The organism is Yoonia sp. D2-7 (genome assembly GCF_055809435.1).
This window is the reverse complement of record NZ_CM147912.1, coordinates 1,919,189-1,933,190: the sequence shown is the minus strand read 5'-3', so window position 1 is coordinate 1,933,190 and position 14,002 is coordinate 1,919,189. Positions and strand designations below refer to the sequence as shown.

Sequence of the window (14,002 nt, the reverse complement as noted above, 5' to 3'; positions counted from 1 at the left end):
TTTGCTTCGGGCCTTGTAACGCCTCGTGAAACCAAGGACCACTCCTTGGTTTCGACTACTTTTCCGGCATCAATCCACGCGGGCTAAACCGCAAGACCAACAGCATCACAACACCCATCGTTAACAGCCGCATATGCGCCCCGAATTCGGACATACGCACAGCGAACCAGTTTGTCGGATCAAGACCTGCGGTGGTAACTTCCGCAACCCAAAGCCCCAAAGGTTCAACCATGACCCAAAGCCACCAGATCAGGAAACCGCCAAGCACGGCACCAAAGTTGTTACCGGAACCACCAACGATCACCATCACCCAGATCAGGAACGTAAAACGCAGGGGTTGATATGACGTCGGCGTCAGCTGACCATCAATCGTGACCATCATCGCGCCGGCAATGCCGCAAATTGCAGACCCGAGGATGAAGATCTGCAAATGTCGCGCGGTGACGTTTTTGCCCATCGCTTCAGCTGCAGTTTCATTATCGCGGATAGCGCGCATCATGCGGCCCCACGGTGAACTCAGCGCCAATTGGGCCAACACCAACAGCACAACCAAGAACACAGTAAAGATCAGTGAATATCCTATCTTGACCCACAAGGTGGACGCTGTGACTGGATCGAGCCCCCAGCTTGCAGCGCGTTCAATAAAGGTCGGATCGCTTTGCAGATCAATTTCATACGGGACGGGACGGGGCAGGCCGGTGACGTTCTTCACGCCGCGCGACAACCAGTCTTCGTTCTTGATAACGGCAAGGATGATCTCGGCAATGCCCAAAGTCGCAATCGCCAAATAGTCTGACCGTAGCCCAAGCGCTGTTTTGCCAATGACCCAAGCGGCACCTGCGGCGAACAGACCACCAACAGGCCAAGCAACAATCGCCATCCAGCCGTAGTCTTTGTAGTTTTCACCACCAAAATTCAGACCACCGATGTTGCCTGTCGATGCAGGATTGATCGCCTCAACACCCGCAACACCGCCGTCAAACACCCAACGAAACAGGAAGAACCCGACGACGAGAATGCCAAGTGTGGTCAGTGTCCGCACGTGGCCCGGCGCCATTTTTGCGCGGGCAAGAACGGTCAGAACAATCGTCGCAGCGCCCATAAGCAGACCCAGCAACACACGCCAGCCACCTGCGGCCATCGCGCCTTCGGTTGGTGGCATCGAAATCAGAACGGCCGCCAAGCCACCCAAGGCCACAAAGCCCATAATCCCGACGTTGAACAAACCAGCAAAACCCCACTGCAGGTTGACGCCAAGCGCCATGATCGCAGCGATGAGGGCGAAGTTCAGCATCTTGAGCGCGGAGTCCGGTGATCCACTGAAAATCCAGAACTCGGTTGTGCCTTCCAGCAGGTATAGGCCCGCGACAAACAGAACGAGGAATGTGTTACGCAATGAAAGGCTCATATCGATTGCCCCTTAAACAGGCCGGTCGGTTTGAACAGCAGCACGATGATCAGGATCGCAAAGCTGACGGCAAATTTGTAGTCGGTGGACATCAGCTGGACCAGCCCATCGGGTTCCAAGTTCTCTGGCATGATGTACACGAGGATCTTTTTCCAAGCGTAAGTGATCGTCACCTCTGCAAAGGCGATTGTGAAACCACCCGCGATCGCGCCCACTGGGTTCCCGATCCCGCCGACAATCGCCGAGGCGAAGATGGGAAGAAGCAGTTGGAAATAGGTGAACGCTTTGAAAGACTTATCCAAACCGTACAACACACCCGCAGTCGTGGCCAAGGCGGCAACGATCAACCATGTGACCATTACAACCCGTTCTGGATTGATGCCGGACAGCAGCGCGAGGTCTTCGTTATCAGAAAACGCACGCATGGATTTGCCTGTACGCGTTTTGTTGAGGAAGTAGAACAACAGCGCCATGACGATGATCGCAACAACAAGCGTGATGGCTTGCGTGGACTTAATCGCCAAACCTTCACGCAGACCTGTCATCTCTTTGAAATCACGGGCGGAAATGATGAAACGTTCACCATCTGCAAATCGAATATCGCGGACGCCGATCACAAAGCGTACGATGCCGTTCATCACAAACATGACACCAAGCGACACGATCACAAGGATCACAGGCTTGGCTTTCTGAGCGCGGTAGAACTTGTAGACCACTTTGTCCGTGCCAAGCAGCAACAACGCGCAACCCGCGATCCCGAAGGGTAAAGCGAGAAGGGCGGTCGGCAGTGGCCCCAATGAGATGCCCCAAGACTGAAACAGCCATGTGAAAAGGATGGTGATCGCGGTCCCAAATGCCATCGTGTCGCCATGGGCAAAGTTCGAAAACCGCAAAATACCGTAGATCATCGTGACGCCCAAAGCGCCGATCGCAAGCTGGGCACCATAGGCAAGACCAGGTACGATCACAAAATTCGCCAATGCGACTAGCGCGTTTAAATAGTCCATTAAATCAGACCCTTCGTCGTCATTTCTCATCCTTTCGGATGGTGCATTTTCCTGTGATCCGCGTGCCCGCAAGACTGTCGTTGAAAACAGCATCGCCATTCGGTTGCATCACAAAAAGTGTGGTTGTTCCGCCCAGTCCCTCGGCCTCAAACCCGCGTGTGTCCCCGATTAGAAACGGGGTCGCTGGGAATTGCTGCGTACCATATGACACCACAGTCGCCGCACGGCGCGGTGGTTCATTAGCATCAACGGGGGCGGCAAAGTGGTTGCGATCTATGAAGAATTCCAAAGCCGCACCTTGCATATCACACAGCACAGCCTCGGCCGATACCGGACCCGCTGCCATCGCCATTGCTGATACCGCTTTCATCATCATCCGCCCAAGAAACTCGCGCGGACTTCGGGGTTGGCCAATAGTTCTTTTCCGGTGCCGGTATGAGCATTACGGCCCTGTACCAGAACATAGGCTTTATCCGCGATTTCAAGTGCTTGCCGCGCGTTCTGCTCCACCATCAGAATGGGGATACCTGTGCGGGCGACTTCGATAATCCGGTCGAACAATTCGTCCATGACGATAGGTGATACACCCGCAGTCGGCTCATCCAGCATCAAAACCTTGGGCTGGGTCATCAACGCCCGACCAACAGCAACCTGCTGACGCTGACCACCAGACAATTCGCCCGCGGCTTGATCGCGTTTATCGCGCAGGATCGGGAACAGATCATAAATCTGTTCCATCGTCGGCTTGATATCGTCCGTGCGAATGAACCCACCCATTTCAAGGTTTTCTTCGACAGTCATCGACGGGAAAATATTGCGGACCTGCGGCACAAACCCCATGCCCTTGATCACACGGTCTTGCGGGGACAGTCCGGTGATATCCTCGCCATCCAGACGCACAGATCCGGAATGCACGTTCAGCATCCCGAACACGGCCTTCATCGCCGTGGATTTACCCGCGCCATTCGGACCCACGATCACGGCAATTTCGCCCTTTTCAACGGCAATCGTGCAGCCGTGTAGAATATCGGGACCTTTGCCGTAGCCGCCGGTCATTGTATCGCCAATCAAAAACGGCTCAGACATGTCGTGCTTCCAATTTCATCTGTCCAAAACAATCCACTGCGCACCCGATCACGTTGCAGCCAACTTGTCTTTGTTCTTCAATCCAGTGCCCAAATAGGCCTCGATCACTTGTTCATTTGCTTTGATCTCTGCCAGCGTGCCTTCAGCGAGCACCTTGCCTTCGGCCATACAAATAACCGGATCGCAAAGCCGTTCGATGAAATCCATGTCGTGTTCGATGACGACGAAGGTGTAGCCGCGTTCTTTGTTCAACCGGATGATCGCGTCGCCAATGGTGTTCAGTAGGGTACGGTTCACGCCCGCCCCGACTTCGTCGAGGAATACAATTTTGGCATCGACCATCATCGTGCGGCCAAGTTCCAGCAGCTTCTTCTGACCACCGGACAAGTTGCCAGCTTTTTCATGGGTCAGGTGATCAATCGTTAGGAATTCCAGAACTTCATCGGCTTTCGCGCCTAACGCTCGTTCTTCTTCGGCGATTCCGCGGCGACCAAACCATGCGTTCCACAGCGTTTCACCTGATTGGGCACCGGGCACCATCATCAGGTTTTCGCGAACAGTCATGGATGAAAATTCATGTGCGATTTGAAAGGTCCGCAGCAACCCTTTGTGAAATAATTCATGTGGTGGCAGGCCTGTGATATCTTCACCCGCCATCGTCACACGACCCGCTGTTGGTTCATGTACGCCTGCGATCACATTGAAAAGCGTGGTTTTTCCGGCACCGTTCGGGCCGATCAATCCTGTGATTGTACCTTCGCCGATTTCCAACGACGCACCATCAACAGCGCGAAAACCACCAAAGGTTTTCACCAAATTCTCTACGACGATCATGATCCCCACCTACCCACGCAATCAGCGTGTCTTATCGTATGGGACGGCGCGGGATAAACCCGCACCGTCCCAGTGTTTCAAGTCCGATTAACGGTAACCGATGGTGGAATATTCGCCGTCAGCGAATTCGATCTCTTGGTAGTTACCAGCAGATTCACCTGGACCGATCAGTTCAACAGCGGATGCACCAACGTAGTCGATGTCTTCGCCAGCTGCGATCAGTTCAAGACCTTTGGCAAGCTCACCCGGCATGATCTCAACGCCCGGTGCGTTTGCGACGTCCATCACGTGATCTTTGAAGTCAGCAGAATCAGAAGACCCAGCCGCTTGCATCGCCAACATGATTAGCGCTGCAGCGTCGTACGATTCAGGTGCGAATGCGCCTGTGCCGTCAAAGCCAGCAGCTTCAGCCAGTTCAACGAACTTGCCTGCACCTGCGTTGTCTGTGCCAGGGTAGGCGCCGTAAGAACCGTTCAGTTCTTCACCAAAGTTTTCGTTCAGCTTTGCGCCAACCATGCCGTCTGGGAAGTAGAACGTGTCGAATGCACCAGAATCAAGCGCACCGCGCACAACGCCGGAACCGCCTTGGTCAACGTAGCCCGCAACAACCAGAACTTCGCCGCCAGCGGATGCCAATGCACCGACTTCAGCCGCGTAGTCAGCTTTGCCGTCTTCGTGTGCCGCAGAGATTGTGACTGTGCCGCCAGCTGCTTCGAACGCACCTTGGAACGCATCAGCAAGACCCTTGCCGTAGTCGTTGTTTGTGTATGTCAGCGCCACTTCGGAAATGCCGCGATCTTGCAGAATTTCTGTGATGATCACGCCCTGACGTGCGTCAGACGGGGCTGTGCGGAAGAACAGACCGTTGTCTTCTGCTGTGGAGAGGCCCGGTGATGTCGCGGATGGCGAAATCATCACTGTGCCGTTTGGCAGTGCCACGTTGGACAGGATAGCACCTGTAACACCGGAACAATCAGCGCCCATGATGGCGTTCACGCCTTCGGCTGTGATCAAACGCTCAGCAGCAGTTGTCGCAGCACCCGCATCGATGCATGTGGAATCGCCGCGTACAGATGTGACGGTTGAACCGTCTAGCAATGCGCCGGATTCGCTGACTTCAGCCATGGCGAGTTCAGCACCAGCACCCATCGCAGGTGTGATGGATTCAAGTGGACCGGTAAAACCGAGGATCACACCAATTTTTACGTCTTCAGCAAAAGCCGCACCAGCAGTCATTGCAATGGCTGTTGAAGCCATCAAAAGATTTTTCATTTTTTGTCTCCCTAGTGGATGTATTTGTCATCCTGCCAAAAAGTTTACGCAGAGCATTTCAAAAAGGGAAGGGGAGCGCGTCTGATATGCCGTAGAAAGGCAGATTGACGTTAGGTTCACCCAAGATTGCCCGATTTTCCTAAAAGCGACGCATGCTTTGGACGGAAAACACTTTAGCGCAGCAGCGGTAAAACGTGGATGGCGCGCCGTGTTGCTTGAAATGTCGCGTCGGGACGTCCGCGTCGCGGCTCTCCTGGGGCTGCATAATTCAGTTCGTCATTCATGATCCGCGCCCCATCGAAGAAGTCGATGTGATTGGTGCCGCCACTAAGTCTATGAAAGTAGATGATAGCGGGTGTGTCGCGAATACGTGCGTAAATATCGCGGCCCGACATGCTGCGGTGAATGCTATAGGCCGTGAAATTCCAAAAACCCGAGATGTAATTGAAAACGCGGCGCGCACTTGCATCATGTGCCTCCAAACCTCCGCCGCACAGCGTAGAATTAGGGGAATGAACATACAGCTCCCCGACGCGGCTTGGCGACAGGTGAAAGCCGATGTTGCACCGTGCCAATGCAATCGTCAGGCGGATGGCACATTGATGGGTGATTCCGCGTCGGCAGGGTTTGCCGCCAACTGCTGTGAAAGCGCCGTATTGCTGGCGCAGCTGCGTGCCGGTCGGCAATCTCGGTGTGCTGCGGGCCAATGTGGCTGGTGTCTCGACCGGTGGGGCTGCGGCGGCGGCGGTTGTGGGCGTTAAGGGGGCAATGTTTAATGGAACAAGCAGGCTGTCCATCAACAACAACGTTTCGCGATCCGCAATGCCTGTGCCATTGCCCGTCGCACCACCGGCTGAATTATCGTGCTGGAATCTTTTGAGTGCGCGGAATGTTTCCCCGCCAAAATCCCCGTCGAACATCCCGTTGGCCCCGATGGAACGCCGCATGGTCGCGACTTGCAGGTCGCGCAACGCCTGTTGCAGCAACCGAACTGCATCGCGATCCGGCTCACCACGCCTGATCACCGGATTATTGTTGGCGGCGGCATTCAATCTTTGATTATTGATAAACAAACGGCTTCGCAGCATTGAGCAATCCAATCTGTGGCAGTGTGTATGCCAAGATCATTCAACGCTATGGGGCACCTGTAAAGGTCAGGAAATACTGACCCGCGGACGATCAGACGGGCGATGACGCCTGCGTTCCGCGTTCGCGGTAAGGTGTCGTATTGTAATGCGACCGATAACATTTCGAGAAATGCGAAGGTGACGCGAAACCACAGGCCAAGGCCACGTTAATTACCGTCATATCGGTTTGCATCAACAGGTTACGGGCACGGCCCAATCGTAGCTCCATGTAGTACCGTTTGGGGCTGCGGGACAGATACCGACGGAACAACCGTTCAAGCTGACGCGTCGACATGCCAACTTCTTTCGCCAGCACAGCAGGGCTGATCGGTTCTTCGATATTCTTTTCCATCATCTGAATAACACGGCTTAGCTTGGGATGCCGGACACCAATACGTGTCGGAACGGATAGACGCTGGGTGTCTTGGTCAGTGCGGATGGACGAATAAATCAACTGATCGGCGACAGCGTTCGCCAAATCTTCGCCGTGGTCTTGGGCAATGATCTTGAGCATCAGGTCAATAGATGCGGTGCCACCTGCCGTGGTGATCCGGTTGCCATCAATCACGTAGACCGACTTCGTCAGTTCAATATCTTCGAATTCTTCGATAAAGCTGTCTTGGTTTTCCCAATGGATCGTCGCTTTCTTACCATCCAACAATCCGGCTTTGGCCAACGTATAACCAGCCGTACACAACCCGGCCATCGTCACACCGCGTCGCGCTTCGCGGCGCACCCAGTTCAAAACCTTTTTCGTTGTGGCCGCTTGGATGTTCACGCCACCGCAAATCATGACGATATCGTCGCGGTTCAGCTCATCCAGATCAGCATCAAGCTGAAACGAACACCCGTTGGAACACGTCGCCATGCCGCTGTCTTCACCGATAAACCGCCAGTCATAAAGCGGCTGGCCAGCTGTCCGGTTTGCGATGCGCAAACTCTCAACAGCGCTTGCAAAGCAAAGCATCGTGAATTGATCGAGCAGAACAAACACAAACCGTTTCGGTTTGCCCAAGTCATTCGTCAAAGTGGGGGTGTCAGAAACGCTCATATTTCACGCCTGTATCGTCGTTGTTCTGGCATCCTTTGCGACAAAATGCGCATCTGACAAGTCATTTCGTCATGATGATGACATTTGGCACCCTCAATTGCGGGACTTTGGCATTGGAAGCCTTGGCGTTACACAGTATAAGCAGAGACCGATCATCTTGGTCGTGTAGCAAAAACTGATAGAATTTGGAGCGAGACAATGACGACATGGCAAAAAACGGACTGGCGCAGCAAGCCCCGGATCCAAATGCCAACCTATACCGACGCGGCGGCTTTGAATGCTGTCGAAGCGCGGTTGTCGTCTTATCCACCATTGGTATTTGCGGGTGAAGCACGCCGTCTGCGCGATCATCTGGCAGCTTGCGGACGCGGCGACGCGTTTTTGCTGCAAGGTGGGGATTGCGCGGAAAGCTTTGCTGAATTCTCAGCCGACGGCATCCGCGACACCTTCAAAGTGATGCTGCAAATGGCGATGGTTCTGACCTACGGCGCAAAAGTACCTGTCGTAAAAGTGGGCCGTATGGCCGGCCAAATGGCAAAACCGCGGTCTGCTGACACAGAGACAGTCGATGGCGTGGAACTGCCTAGCTACCGTGGCGACATCATCAACGGTTTTGATTTCACAGAAGCCGCACGGGTGCCTGATCCAGAACGCATGACACAGGCCTACATGCAGGCTGCTGCAACGTTGAACCTTCTGCGCGCTTTCTCAACTGGCGGCTACGCTGACGTGCACAAAGTCCACCAATGGACATTGGGCTTCACAGACGCGGCTGGCGCTGCAAAATACCGCGATATGGCAGAGCGCATTTCAGATACGCTGGCCTTCATGGAAGCGGCTGGTATCTCAACAGAAACAAACCACGAGCTGAGCACTGTCGAATTCTACACATCCCACGAAGCCCTGCTTCTGGAATATGAAGAAGCCCTGACACGTGTTGATTCAACATCTGGCAAAATGCTGGCTGGTTCCGGCCACATGATCTGGATCGGTGACCGGACACGTCAGCCTGACGGTGCGCATGTTGAATTCTGTTCTGGCGTGCAAAACCCAATCGGTTTGAAATGCGGTCCAACCATGACAACAGGGCACCTGAAGGCACTGATGGCAAAGCTGAACCCGCACAACGAAGAAGGTCGCTTGACCCTTATCGCGCGTTTCGGTGCTGGCTCTGTTGGTGAACACCTGCCACGCTTGATCAAAGCCGTGCAGGAAGAAGGCGCGAACGTGACTTGGACGTGTGATGCGATGCACGGCAACACGATCAAATCGTCAACGGGCTACAAAACTCGTCCGTTCGATAGCGTGTTGCGTGAAGTGAAGGAATTCTTTGGCGTACATAACGCAGAAGGTACAATTCCGGGCGGTGTGCATTTCGAAATGACCGGCGCCGACGTCACAGAATGCACAGGCGGTGTCCGTGCGGTGACGGACGAAAACCTAGCCGATCGGTATCACACTGCTTGCGATCCACGTTTGAACGCGTCTCAGTCTTTGGAACTTGCGTTCCTCGTGTCTGAAGAACTGTCCAACCGTCGCACACAGCTGAAAGCAGCTGCAGCAGGCTAAGCGCGCTGCGCACACGATATAAAAGAGGGCGGATCCAAATGGGTCCGCCCTTTTTCGTTTCAGGTGTTATCGACGACCAAACGCAAAGCTGGCGTAGGTGTCGAGGTAGGCTGTAACGCAGGCGGTTCCCATATCTGCGGGGTAGGGAGCGGCGGCGTGGCGACCGGTGCGACATCCGGATACTTCAGGATTTCGTGGACCGTGCGGATGACAAGCTGCACAGGTTCGCTGCGCAACGACTGTTCGCTATCAAATTCAAACCGAAGCGGACGCCGTCCCGCACGTCCATCAATCACGATCGCACCGAAAATACGGTTCACCGCCTCACCATCGTGCTTCAAGGGCAGTAGCAACATCCGACCACGCAATGGGCTGCGGCCAAGACCACGCGGCGCGACCAATGGGATTTCGCCAATTTCCGGCCCTTCACAAACGTCGTAAATAATCGGCGCAACCATTTCACGCCCCATTGGTGTGAAGAGCGCGCTGATCGGCATGCCGCGTGGCTCGAGATTCAGTATTTGGTGAACAGCGCGACCAGCAACGCGAAAACGCGCGACGGACGGGGTGACACGTTCCAAGGTAAAACAATGCGCAAGGCTATCCGACAACGGACCGGGAGTCATATCAACTCGGTTTGGCAGGGCCGATCCTTTGCGCATATCGTGCCAATGCGCTTCGACACGCGTTAGAACGTCTTCGCCCGCCTGATCGTGAAACGGGGTGCGGTGTTGGGTTGTATACTCACGCTCATTGGGCATCTGACTGTCCTTCGTCGGCCTTCATCAATTGCGTACAAGTTAACAGAAAGTTACCACAAATCACTTAACAAAGGATTAATGGGTTAACGGACCACTGCGACGCCCCAGCGCAAAAGCAAGCGAGTCTTGTTTGCCGACTCATTGATTTCGCAGTACGAATAACTGAGCCACACAGCAAAGCGAGACCACCATGATCCAATCAATGACAGCATTTGCCAGCCGGACAGGCCACGCGGATGGGGCAACTTGGGCGTGGGAGGTGCGGAGTGTGAACGCACGCGGATTGGATCTACGGCTACGTCTGCCGGACGGCATTGATGGGCTGGAAGCCGACATTCGCGCGGCATTCACCAAGGCGATCAAGCGCGGGAATGTCAGCCTGACACTACGTCTTACAATGAATGATACAGCGCAAAACCTGTCTTTGGACGAAGCGCAATTGGACCGCGTGCTCGGCGCGCTGGACGTCATTCAGGAACGCGCATTTACGATGGGTGTGACCCTTGGCCAACCAACAACTGCGGATGTCCTGAACCAACGGGGCGTTGTGCAAAACGCGGGCAACGAAGGGCCGAGTGCTGAAATCGTGGCGGCGATCAAAGCAGATATCGGACCGCTTCTGCATGATCTGGTGAACATGCGGGAACGCGAAGGTCAAAGCCTGAACGCGATTATCGCAACACAATTGTCTGATATTGCAGGAAACATCGCCAACGCTGAAGCCGCCATCATCGAACGACGCCCTGAGGCGGAAAAAGCGCTGCGAGCGGCGATGGAACGTGTGCTCGGCAATACCGACCTCGATCCAGACAAGCTGGCACAGGAAATGGCCGCATTGGCCGTCAAAACCGATGTGACCGAGGAAATCGACCGCCTGAAGGCACATGTCACCGCCGCGTCTGAACTGCTGGAAGTGGCGCAGAAAGAATATCACCCCGTGGGCCGAAAACTGGATTTTCTGTCACAGGAATTTAACCGCGAAGCCAATACGCTATGTTCCAAAGCGCAGCACACAAAACTGACCGGGATCGGGCTTGAACTCAAAACACTTATCGATCAGATGCGCGAACAGATTCAGAATGTGGAGTAACTAATGGCGCGTCGTGGACTACTAATTATTTTGTCTTCTCCATCCGGTGCGGGCAAATCGACTTTGGCGCGCGCATTGCGGAAATGGGACGACACACTGCGGTTTTCCGTCTCGGCGACGACACGTGCTCCGCGTCAGGGTGAAGTCGACGGCCAAGATTATTTCTTCGTGACAGAAGAAGCCTTTAAGCGGCAGGTTTCAGACAAAGAAATGCTCGAACACGCCCGCGTTTTCGGCAATTACTACGGATCGCCACAAGGTCCCGTGTCAGAAGCAATCGAAGCGGGGCGTGATGTTTTGTTCGATATCGACTGGCAGGGCGCGCAGCAGATTTCCACATCTGCATTGAAAGATCACGTGCTGTCGATCTTCATCCTACCGCCGTCTATCACAGAACTGCACCGCCGCCTTGTGTCGCGCGGGCAAGACGACGATGAGACAATAGAAAAGCGGATGCAAAAAAGCTGGGACGAAATCAGTCACTGGGACGGGTATGACTATGTTCTGGTGAACGATGATCTGGCCACCACCGAAGAACGACTGAAAACGATCATCTCTGCTGAACGCCTAAGGGCCAGCCAGCAACCTGATCTGATGGATCACGTCCGCACGCTGCAAGATCAATTCGAGGAGCGCTAATGTTGTATGAAATCGATGATGTAAGACCACAAGTCGATCCAACCGCATGGATAGCACCCGGTACGCATGTCATTGGTAATACGACACTATTGGCCAATTCATCGGTCTGGTTCGGGACAACCATCCGTGGTGACAACGAACCGATTGTGGTCGGTGAAGGAAGCAACGTGCAGGAAAACTGCGTATTGCATACCGATCCGGGTTGCCCGCTGACTATCGGGACCAATTGCACCATTGGTCACAAAGCGATGCTGCACGGCTGTACCATTGGCGATAACAGCCTTGTCGGGATGGGCGCTACCATCCTGAACGGGGCTGTGATCGGTAAAAACTGCCTCATCGGGGCGGGGGCTTTGGTGACCGAAGGCAAGGTGATTCCGGATGGGTCGCTTGTCATGGGATCACCAGGCAAAATCGTGCGGGACCTTGATGCGGCTGCAATCAAAGGGCTGACGCTATCTGCAATCCACTACCAACAAAACGCAGCGCGTTTTCGGGATGGGCTGAAACCAGTCGCTGACTAATTCACAGACACCAATGTCGGTGGCATGATGACGATATCGAAATCAATTGCAGGTCCCACCGCCCTGATTTCATTACGTATCATCTGCAGATTTGGCAGCACTTGGGAAATTGCGCGGTAACGTCCCTTGTATGCGACGGACGCTAAAAACCGTGTAACCTGATACGCATCAAACCCATCGGTCACGAGCGGTGACAGGACCACATCAGGTCGGATTGTCGCGATCGTGTCTACGGATAACTGATCGAAATCGACATAGGTCAGATCCTCGACATAGGGCATTGTTCGCCCTTCAGTTGTCCATCTGACAACATCACCCACGACAAGCGTCACCGCCCGATCTTCGCCAATGACGCGATCACGTAGGTTTTCTAGGAACTTCTTCCGTGGTAGTTGCTGCGCCGACATGGAATCTAATCCGTTTCAATCCGTGGGATCACTGTAGATCGTTACATTGTTGAAACGAAACCGTGGTTAAGTTTGTTCCATTCAAGTGTGAGTTGATTCACACAATTTATGGATCGCTATAGAAAAGTGACACCAACATGTCGAACTACCCGCTACCGGTTTTGCTGAATGCGATTAAATCGCCCATCGTGATTATCGGTCCAGACCAACGGATCAGCATGCAAAATCCGGCTGCGACCGAATTGCTCAATCTGGATTTTACGGGCCGCAATTATGTGACCGCGTTGCGACAACCGGCGCTATTGGATGCAATTGATCAAGCGCGACGTGATGGCACGCAAAAGACCGCGCGATTTATCGTCCGTTCTGGCAATGCTGATCAAACGTTCGAGGCAATCGTCGTGCCTGAAACCGGTCAAACGCTCATAATTCTTGAAGATCAGTCCGCAGAACAAGACGTCAATTCAGTCCGGCGCGACTTTGTTGCGAATGTCAGTCACGAACTACGTACACCGCTAACAGCGCTTCTTGGCTTCATTGAAACCTTGCAAGGACCGGCGAAAAACGACCCCAAAGCGCAGGAACGGTTCCTTGGGATCATGGCGACTGAAGCGGACAGATTGCGCCGCTTGGTCGATGACCTTTTGTCACTGTCCCGTGTCGAAGAAACAGAGCGTAGCAGGCCCACTGATCCCGTTGATCTGACGACCATCGTGGGGCAATCCGTCGACCTACTTGACCCGCTCGCCACAACCGCGGGCACGCACCTCACGGTTGAATTGCCTGTGGACCCAGTCACTGTTCCCGGCGACGCGGCACAGCTACAGCAAGTGCTTCACAACATTATCGAAAACGCGATCAAATATGGCGCCTCGGAAAGTGGAATCACCGTGGCAATCCACCCCGAACGGTTTGAGAAATCACTACAACAGGATTGCATTCGGATATCTGTGCAGGACCATGGCATCGGCATTCCAGCACGGCATCTCTTTCGGCTAACCGAACGGTTTTACCGTGTTGACGATCACCGCGACCGCGAAATGGGCGGGACAGGACTTGGCCTTGCGATTGTGAAACATATCCTTAACCGTCATCGCGGCCGGTTGGTGTTTGAAAGCGTCGAAGGCCAAGGAACAACTGTCACGATTCTCCTTCCAGTGAACGCCAAACAGGTCGCCCAGCAAATATACGACGATTAAATCCTTGTTTGTCAATAAGTTGCGTCGC

At 54.0% G+C, this 14,002-nt stretch carries 15 protein-coding genes; 5 read left to right on the top strand and 10 right to left on the bottom strand.

Features of this window, described 5'->3' with window-relative positions; all coding sequences use genetic code 11:
• Positions 1 to 55: 55 nt before the first annotated feature.
• The 8 genes from AC0L7R_RS09410 to AC0L7R_RS09375 form a co-directional block, all read right to left on the bottom strand.
• The gene (locus AC0L7R_RS09410) at positions 56 to 1,408 is read right to left on the bottom strand and encodes an ABC transporter permease subunit (protein WP_473656601.1); all 1,353 of its coding nucleotides are present in this window, start codon (positions 1,406 to 1,408) and stop codon (positions 56 to 58) included.
• Positions 1,405 to 2,415: a branched-chain amino acid ABC transporter permease gene (locus AC0L7R_RS09405; RefSeq protein ID WP_247127162.1), complete on the bottom strand. Its 1,011-nt coding sequence runs from the start codon at positions 2,413 to 2,415 to the stop codon at positions 1,405 to 1,407. The genes AC0L7R_RS09410 and AC0L7R_RS09405 overlap by 4 nt, the downstream gene beginning before the upstream one ends.
• 19 nt (positions 2,416 to 2,434) lie before the next feature.
• The gene (locus AC0L7R_RS09400) at positions 2,435 to 2,767 is read right to left on the bottom strand and encodes a hypothetical protein (protein WP_473656600.1); all 333 of its coding nucleotides are present in this window, start codon (positions 2,765 to 2,767) and stop codon (positions 2,435 to 2,437) included.
• 20 nt (positions 2,768 to 2,787) lie between these two features.
• Positions 2,788 to 3,501 carry an ATP-binding cassette domain-containing protein gene (locus AC0L7R_RS09395; RefSeq protein WP_473656599.1) on the bottom strand — a complete coding sequence of 238 codons (714 nt, stop codon included), beginning with the start codon at positions 3,499 to 3,501 and terminating at the stop codon, positions 2,788 to 2,790.
• 48 nt (positions 3,502 to 3,549) lie between these two features.
• The gene (locus tag AC0L7R_RS09390) at positions 3,550 to 4,335 is read right to left on the bottom strand and encodes an ATP-binding cassette domain-containing protein (RefSeq protein WP_473656597.1); all 786 of its coding nucleotides are present in this window, start codon (positions 4,333 to 4,335) and stop codon (positions 3,550 to 3,552) included.
• Positions 4,336 to 4,422: 87 nt separating this feature from the next.
• Positions 4,423 to 5,607, bottom strand: coding sequence for an ABC transporter substrate-binding protein (locus AC0L7R_RS09385; RefSeq protein ID WP_348106814.1), 1,185 nt, complete (start codon positions 5,605 to 5,607; stop codon positions 4,423 to 4,425).
• A 173-nt stretch (positions 5,608 to 5,780) separates the two neighbouring features.
• Positions 5,781 to 6,695, bottom strand: coding sequence for a peptidoglycan-binding protein (locus AC0L7R_RS09380; protein ID WP_473656596.1), 915 nt, complete (start codon positions 6,693 to 6,695; stop codon positions 5,781 to 5,783).
• 91 nt (positions 6,696 to 6,786) lie between these two features.
• Positions 6,787 to 7,785: a GlxA family transcriptional regulator gene (locus AC0L7R_RS09375; RefSeq protein ID WP_247127168.1), complete on the bottom strand. Its 999-nt coding sequence runs from the start codon at positions 7,783 to 7,785 to the stop codon at positions 6,787 to 6,789.
• A 198-nt stretch (positions 7,786 to 7,983) separates the two neighbouring features.
• Between AC0L7R_RS09375 and AC0L7R_RS09370 the strand changes: the two genes are divergently transcribed.
• The gene (locus tag AC0L7R_RS09370; protein WP_473656595.1) at positions 7,984 to 9,354 is read left to right on the top strand and encodes a class II 3-deoxy-7-phosphoheptulonate synthase; all 1,371 of its coding nucleotides are present in this window, start codon (positions 7,984 to 7,986) and stop codon (positions 9,352 to 9,354) included.
• Between the two features lie 59 nt (positions 9,355 to 9,413).
• On the opposite strand, the gene AC0L7R_RS09365 is transcribed toward AC0L7R_RS09370, so the two are convergent.
• Positions 9,414 to 10,115: a PAS domain-containing protein gene (locus AC0L7R_RS09365; protein WP_473656593.1), complete on the bottom strand. Its 702-nt coding sequence runs from the start codon at positions 10,113 to 10,115 to the stop codon at positions 9,414 to 9,416.
• Between the two features lie 190 nt (positions 10,116 to 10,305).
• On the opposite strand from AC0L7R_RS09365, the gene AC0L7R_RS09360 reads away from it, so the two are divergent.
• Genes AC0L7R_RS09360 through AC0L7R_RS09350 form a run of 3 tightly spaced genes read left to right on the top strand, consistent with a single transcriptional unit; the run spans position 10,306 to position 12,368 of the window.
• The gene (locus tag AC0L7R_RS09360; RefSeq protein ID WP_473656592.1) at positions 10,306 to 11,205 is read left to right on the top strand and encodes a YicC/YloC family endoribonuclease; all 900 of its coding nucleotides are present in this window, start codon (positions 10,306 to 10,308) and stop codon (positions 11,203 to 11,205) included.
• 3 nt (positions 11,206 to 11,208) lie between these two features.
• Positions 11,209 to 11,844, top strand: a complete 636-nt coding sequence (gmk, locus tag AC0L7R_RS09355; RefSeq protein WP_473656591.1) for a guanylate kinase — start codon at positions 11,209 to 11,211, stop codon at positions 11,842 to 11,844.
• Positions 11,844 to 12,368: a DapH/DapD/GlmU-related protein gene (locus AC0L7R_RS09350; protein WP_473656589.1), complete on the top strand. Its 525-nt coding sequence runs from the start codon at positions 11,844 to 11,846 to the stop codon at positions 12,366 to 12,368. The genes gmk and AC0L7R_RS09350 overlap by 1 nt, the downstream gene beginning before the upstream one ends.
• Here AC0L7R_RS09350 and AC0L7R_RS09345 read toward each other — a convergent pair.
• Positions 12,365 to 12,775, bottom strand: a complete 411-nt coding sequence (locus AC0L7R_RS09345) for a hypothetical protein (RefSeq protein ID WP_473656587.1) — start codon at positions 12,773 to 12,775, stop codon at positions 12,365 to 12,367. The two genes, AC0L7R_RS09350 and AC0L7R_RS09345, sit on opposite strands and share 4 nt — an antisense overlap.
• Positions 12,776 to 12,912: 137 nt before the next feature.
• Here AC0L7R_RS09345 and AC0L7R_RS09340 point away from each other — a divergent pair, with 137 nt between their 5' ends.
• Positions 12,913 to 13,974 (top strand): ATP-binding protein, encoded by a 1,062-nt coding sequence (locus tag AC0L7R_RS09340; RefSeq protein ID WP_473656586.1) that lies wholly within the window; start codon positions 12,913 to 12,915, stop codon positions 13,972 to 13,974.
• The last annotated feature ends 28 nt before the right edge of the window (positions 13,975 to 14,002 follow it).

Excerpts from the sequence above, each read along its gene's own strand:
- AC0L7R_RS09370 (WP_473656595.1), top strand. The coding sequence starts at position 7,984 with ATGACGACATGGCAAAAAACGGACTGGCGCAGCAAGCCCCGGATCCAA.
- AC0L7R_RS09365 (WP_473656593.1), bottom strand. The coding sequence starts at position 10,115 with ATGCCCAATGAGCGTGAGTATACAACCCAACACCGCACCCCGTTTCAC.
- gmk (WP_473656591.1), top strand. The coding sequence starts at position 11,209 with ATGGCGCGTCGTGGACTACTAATTATTTTGTCTTCTCCATCCGGTGCG.
- AC0L7R_RS09390 (WP_473656597.1), bottom strand. The coding sequence starts at position 4,335 with ATGATCGTCGTAGAGAATTTGGTGAAAACCTTTGGTGGTTTTCGCGCT.
- AC0L7R_RS09360 (WP_473656592.1), top strand. The coding sequence starts at position 10,306 with ATGATCCAATCAATGACAGCATTTGCCAGCCGGACAGGCCACGCGGAT.
- AC0L7R_RS09345 (WP_473656587.1), bottom strand. The coding sequence starts at position 12,775 with ATGTCGGCGCAGCAACTACCACGGAAGAAGTTCCTAGAAAACCTACGT.
- AC0L7R_RS09350 (WP_473656589.1), top strand. The coding sequence starts at position 11,844 with ATGTTGTATGAAATCGATGATGTAAGACCACAAGTCGATCCAACCGCA.
- AC0L7R_RS09375 (WP_247127168.1), bottom strand. The coding sequence starts at position 7,785 with ATGAGCGTTTCTGACACCCCCACTTTGACGAATGACTTGGGCAAACCG.
- AC0L7R_RS09340 (WP_473656586.1), top strand. The coding sequence starts at position 12,913 with ATGTCGAACTACCCGCTACCGGTTTTGCTGAATGCGATTAAATCGCCC.
- AC0L7R_RS09405 (WP_247127162.1), bottom strand. The coding sequence starts at position 2,415 with ATGGACTATTTAAACGCGCTAGTCGCATTGGCGAATTTTGTGATCGTA.
- AC0L7R_RS09380 (WP_473656596.1), bottom strand. The coding sequence starts at position 6,695 with ATGCTGCGAAGCCGTTTGTTTATCAATAATCAAAGATTGAATGCCGCC.
- AC0L7R_RS09385 (WP_348106814.1), bottom strand. The coding sequence starts at position 5,607 with ATGAAAAATCTTTTGATGGCTTCAACAGCCATTGCAATGACTGCTGGT.
- AC0L7R_RS09400 (WP_473656600.1), bottom strand. The coding sequence starts at position 2,767 with ATGGCGATGGCAGCGGGTCCGGTATCGGCCGAGGCTGTGCTGTGTGAT.
- AC0L7R_RS09395 (WP_473656599.1), bottom strand. The coding sequence starts at position 3,501 with ATGTCTGAGCCGTTTTTGATTGGCGATACAATGACCGGCGGCTACGGC.
- AC0L7R_RS09410 (WP_473656601.1), bottom strand. The coding sequence starts at position 1,408 with ATGAGCCTTTCATTGCGTAACACATTCCTCGTTCTGTTTGTCGCGGGC.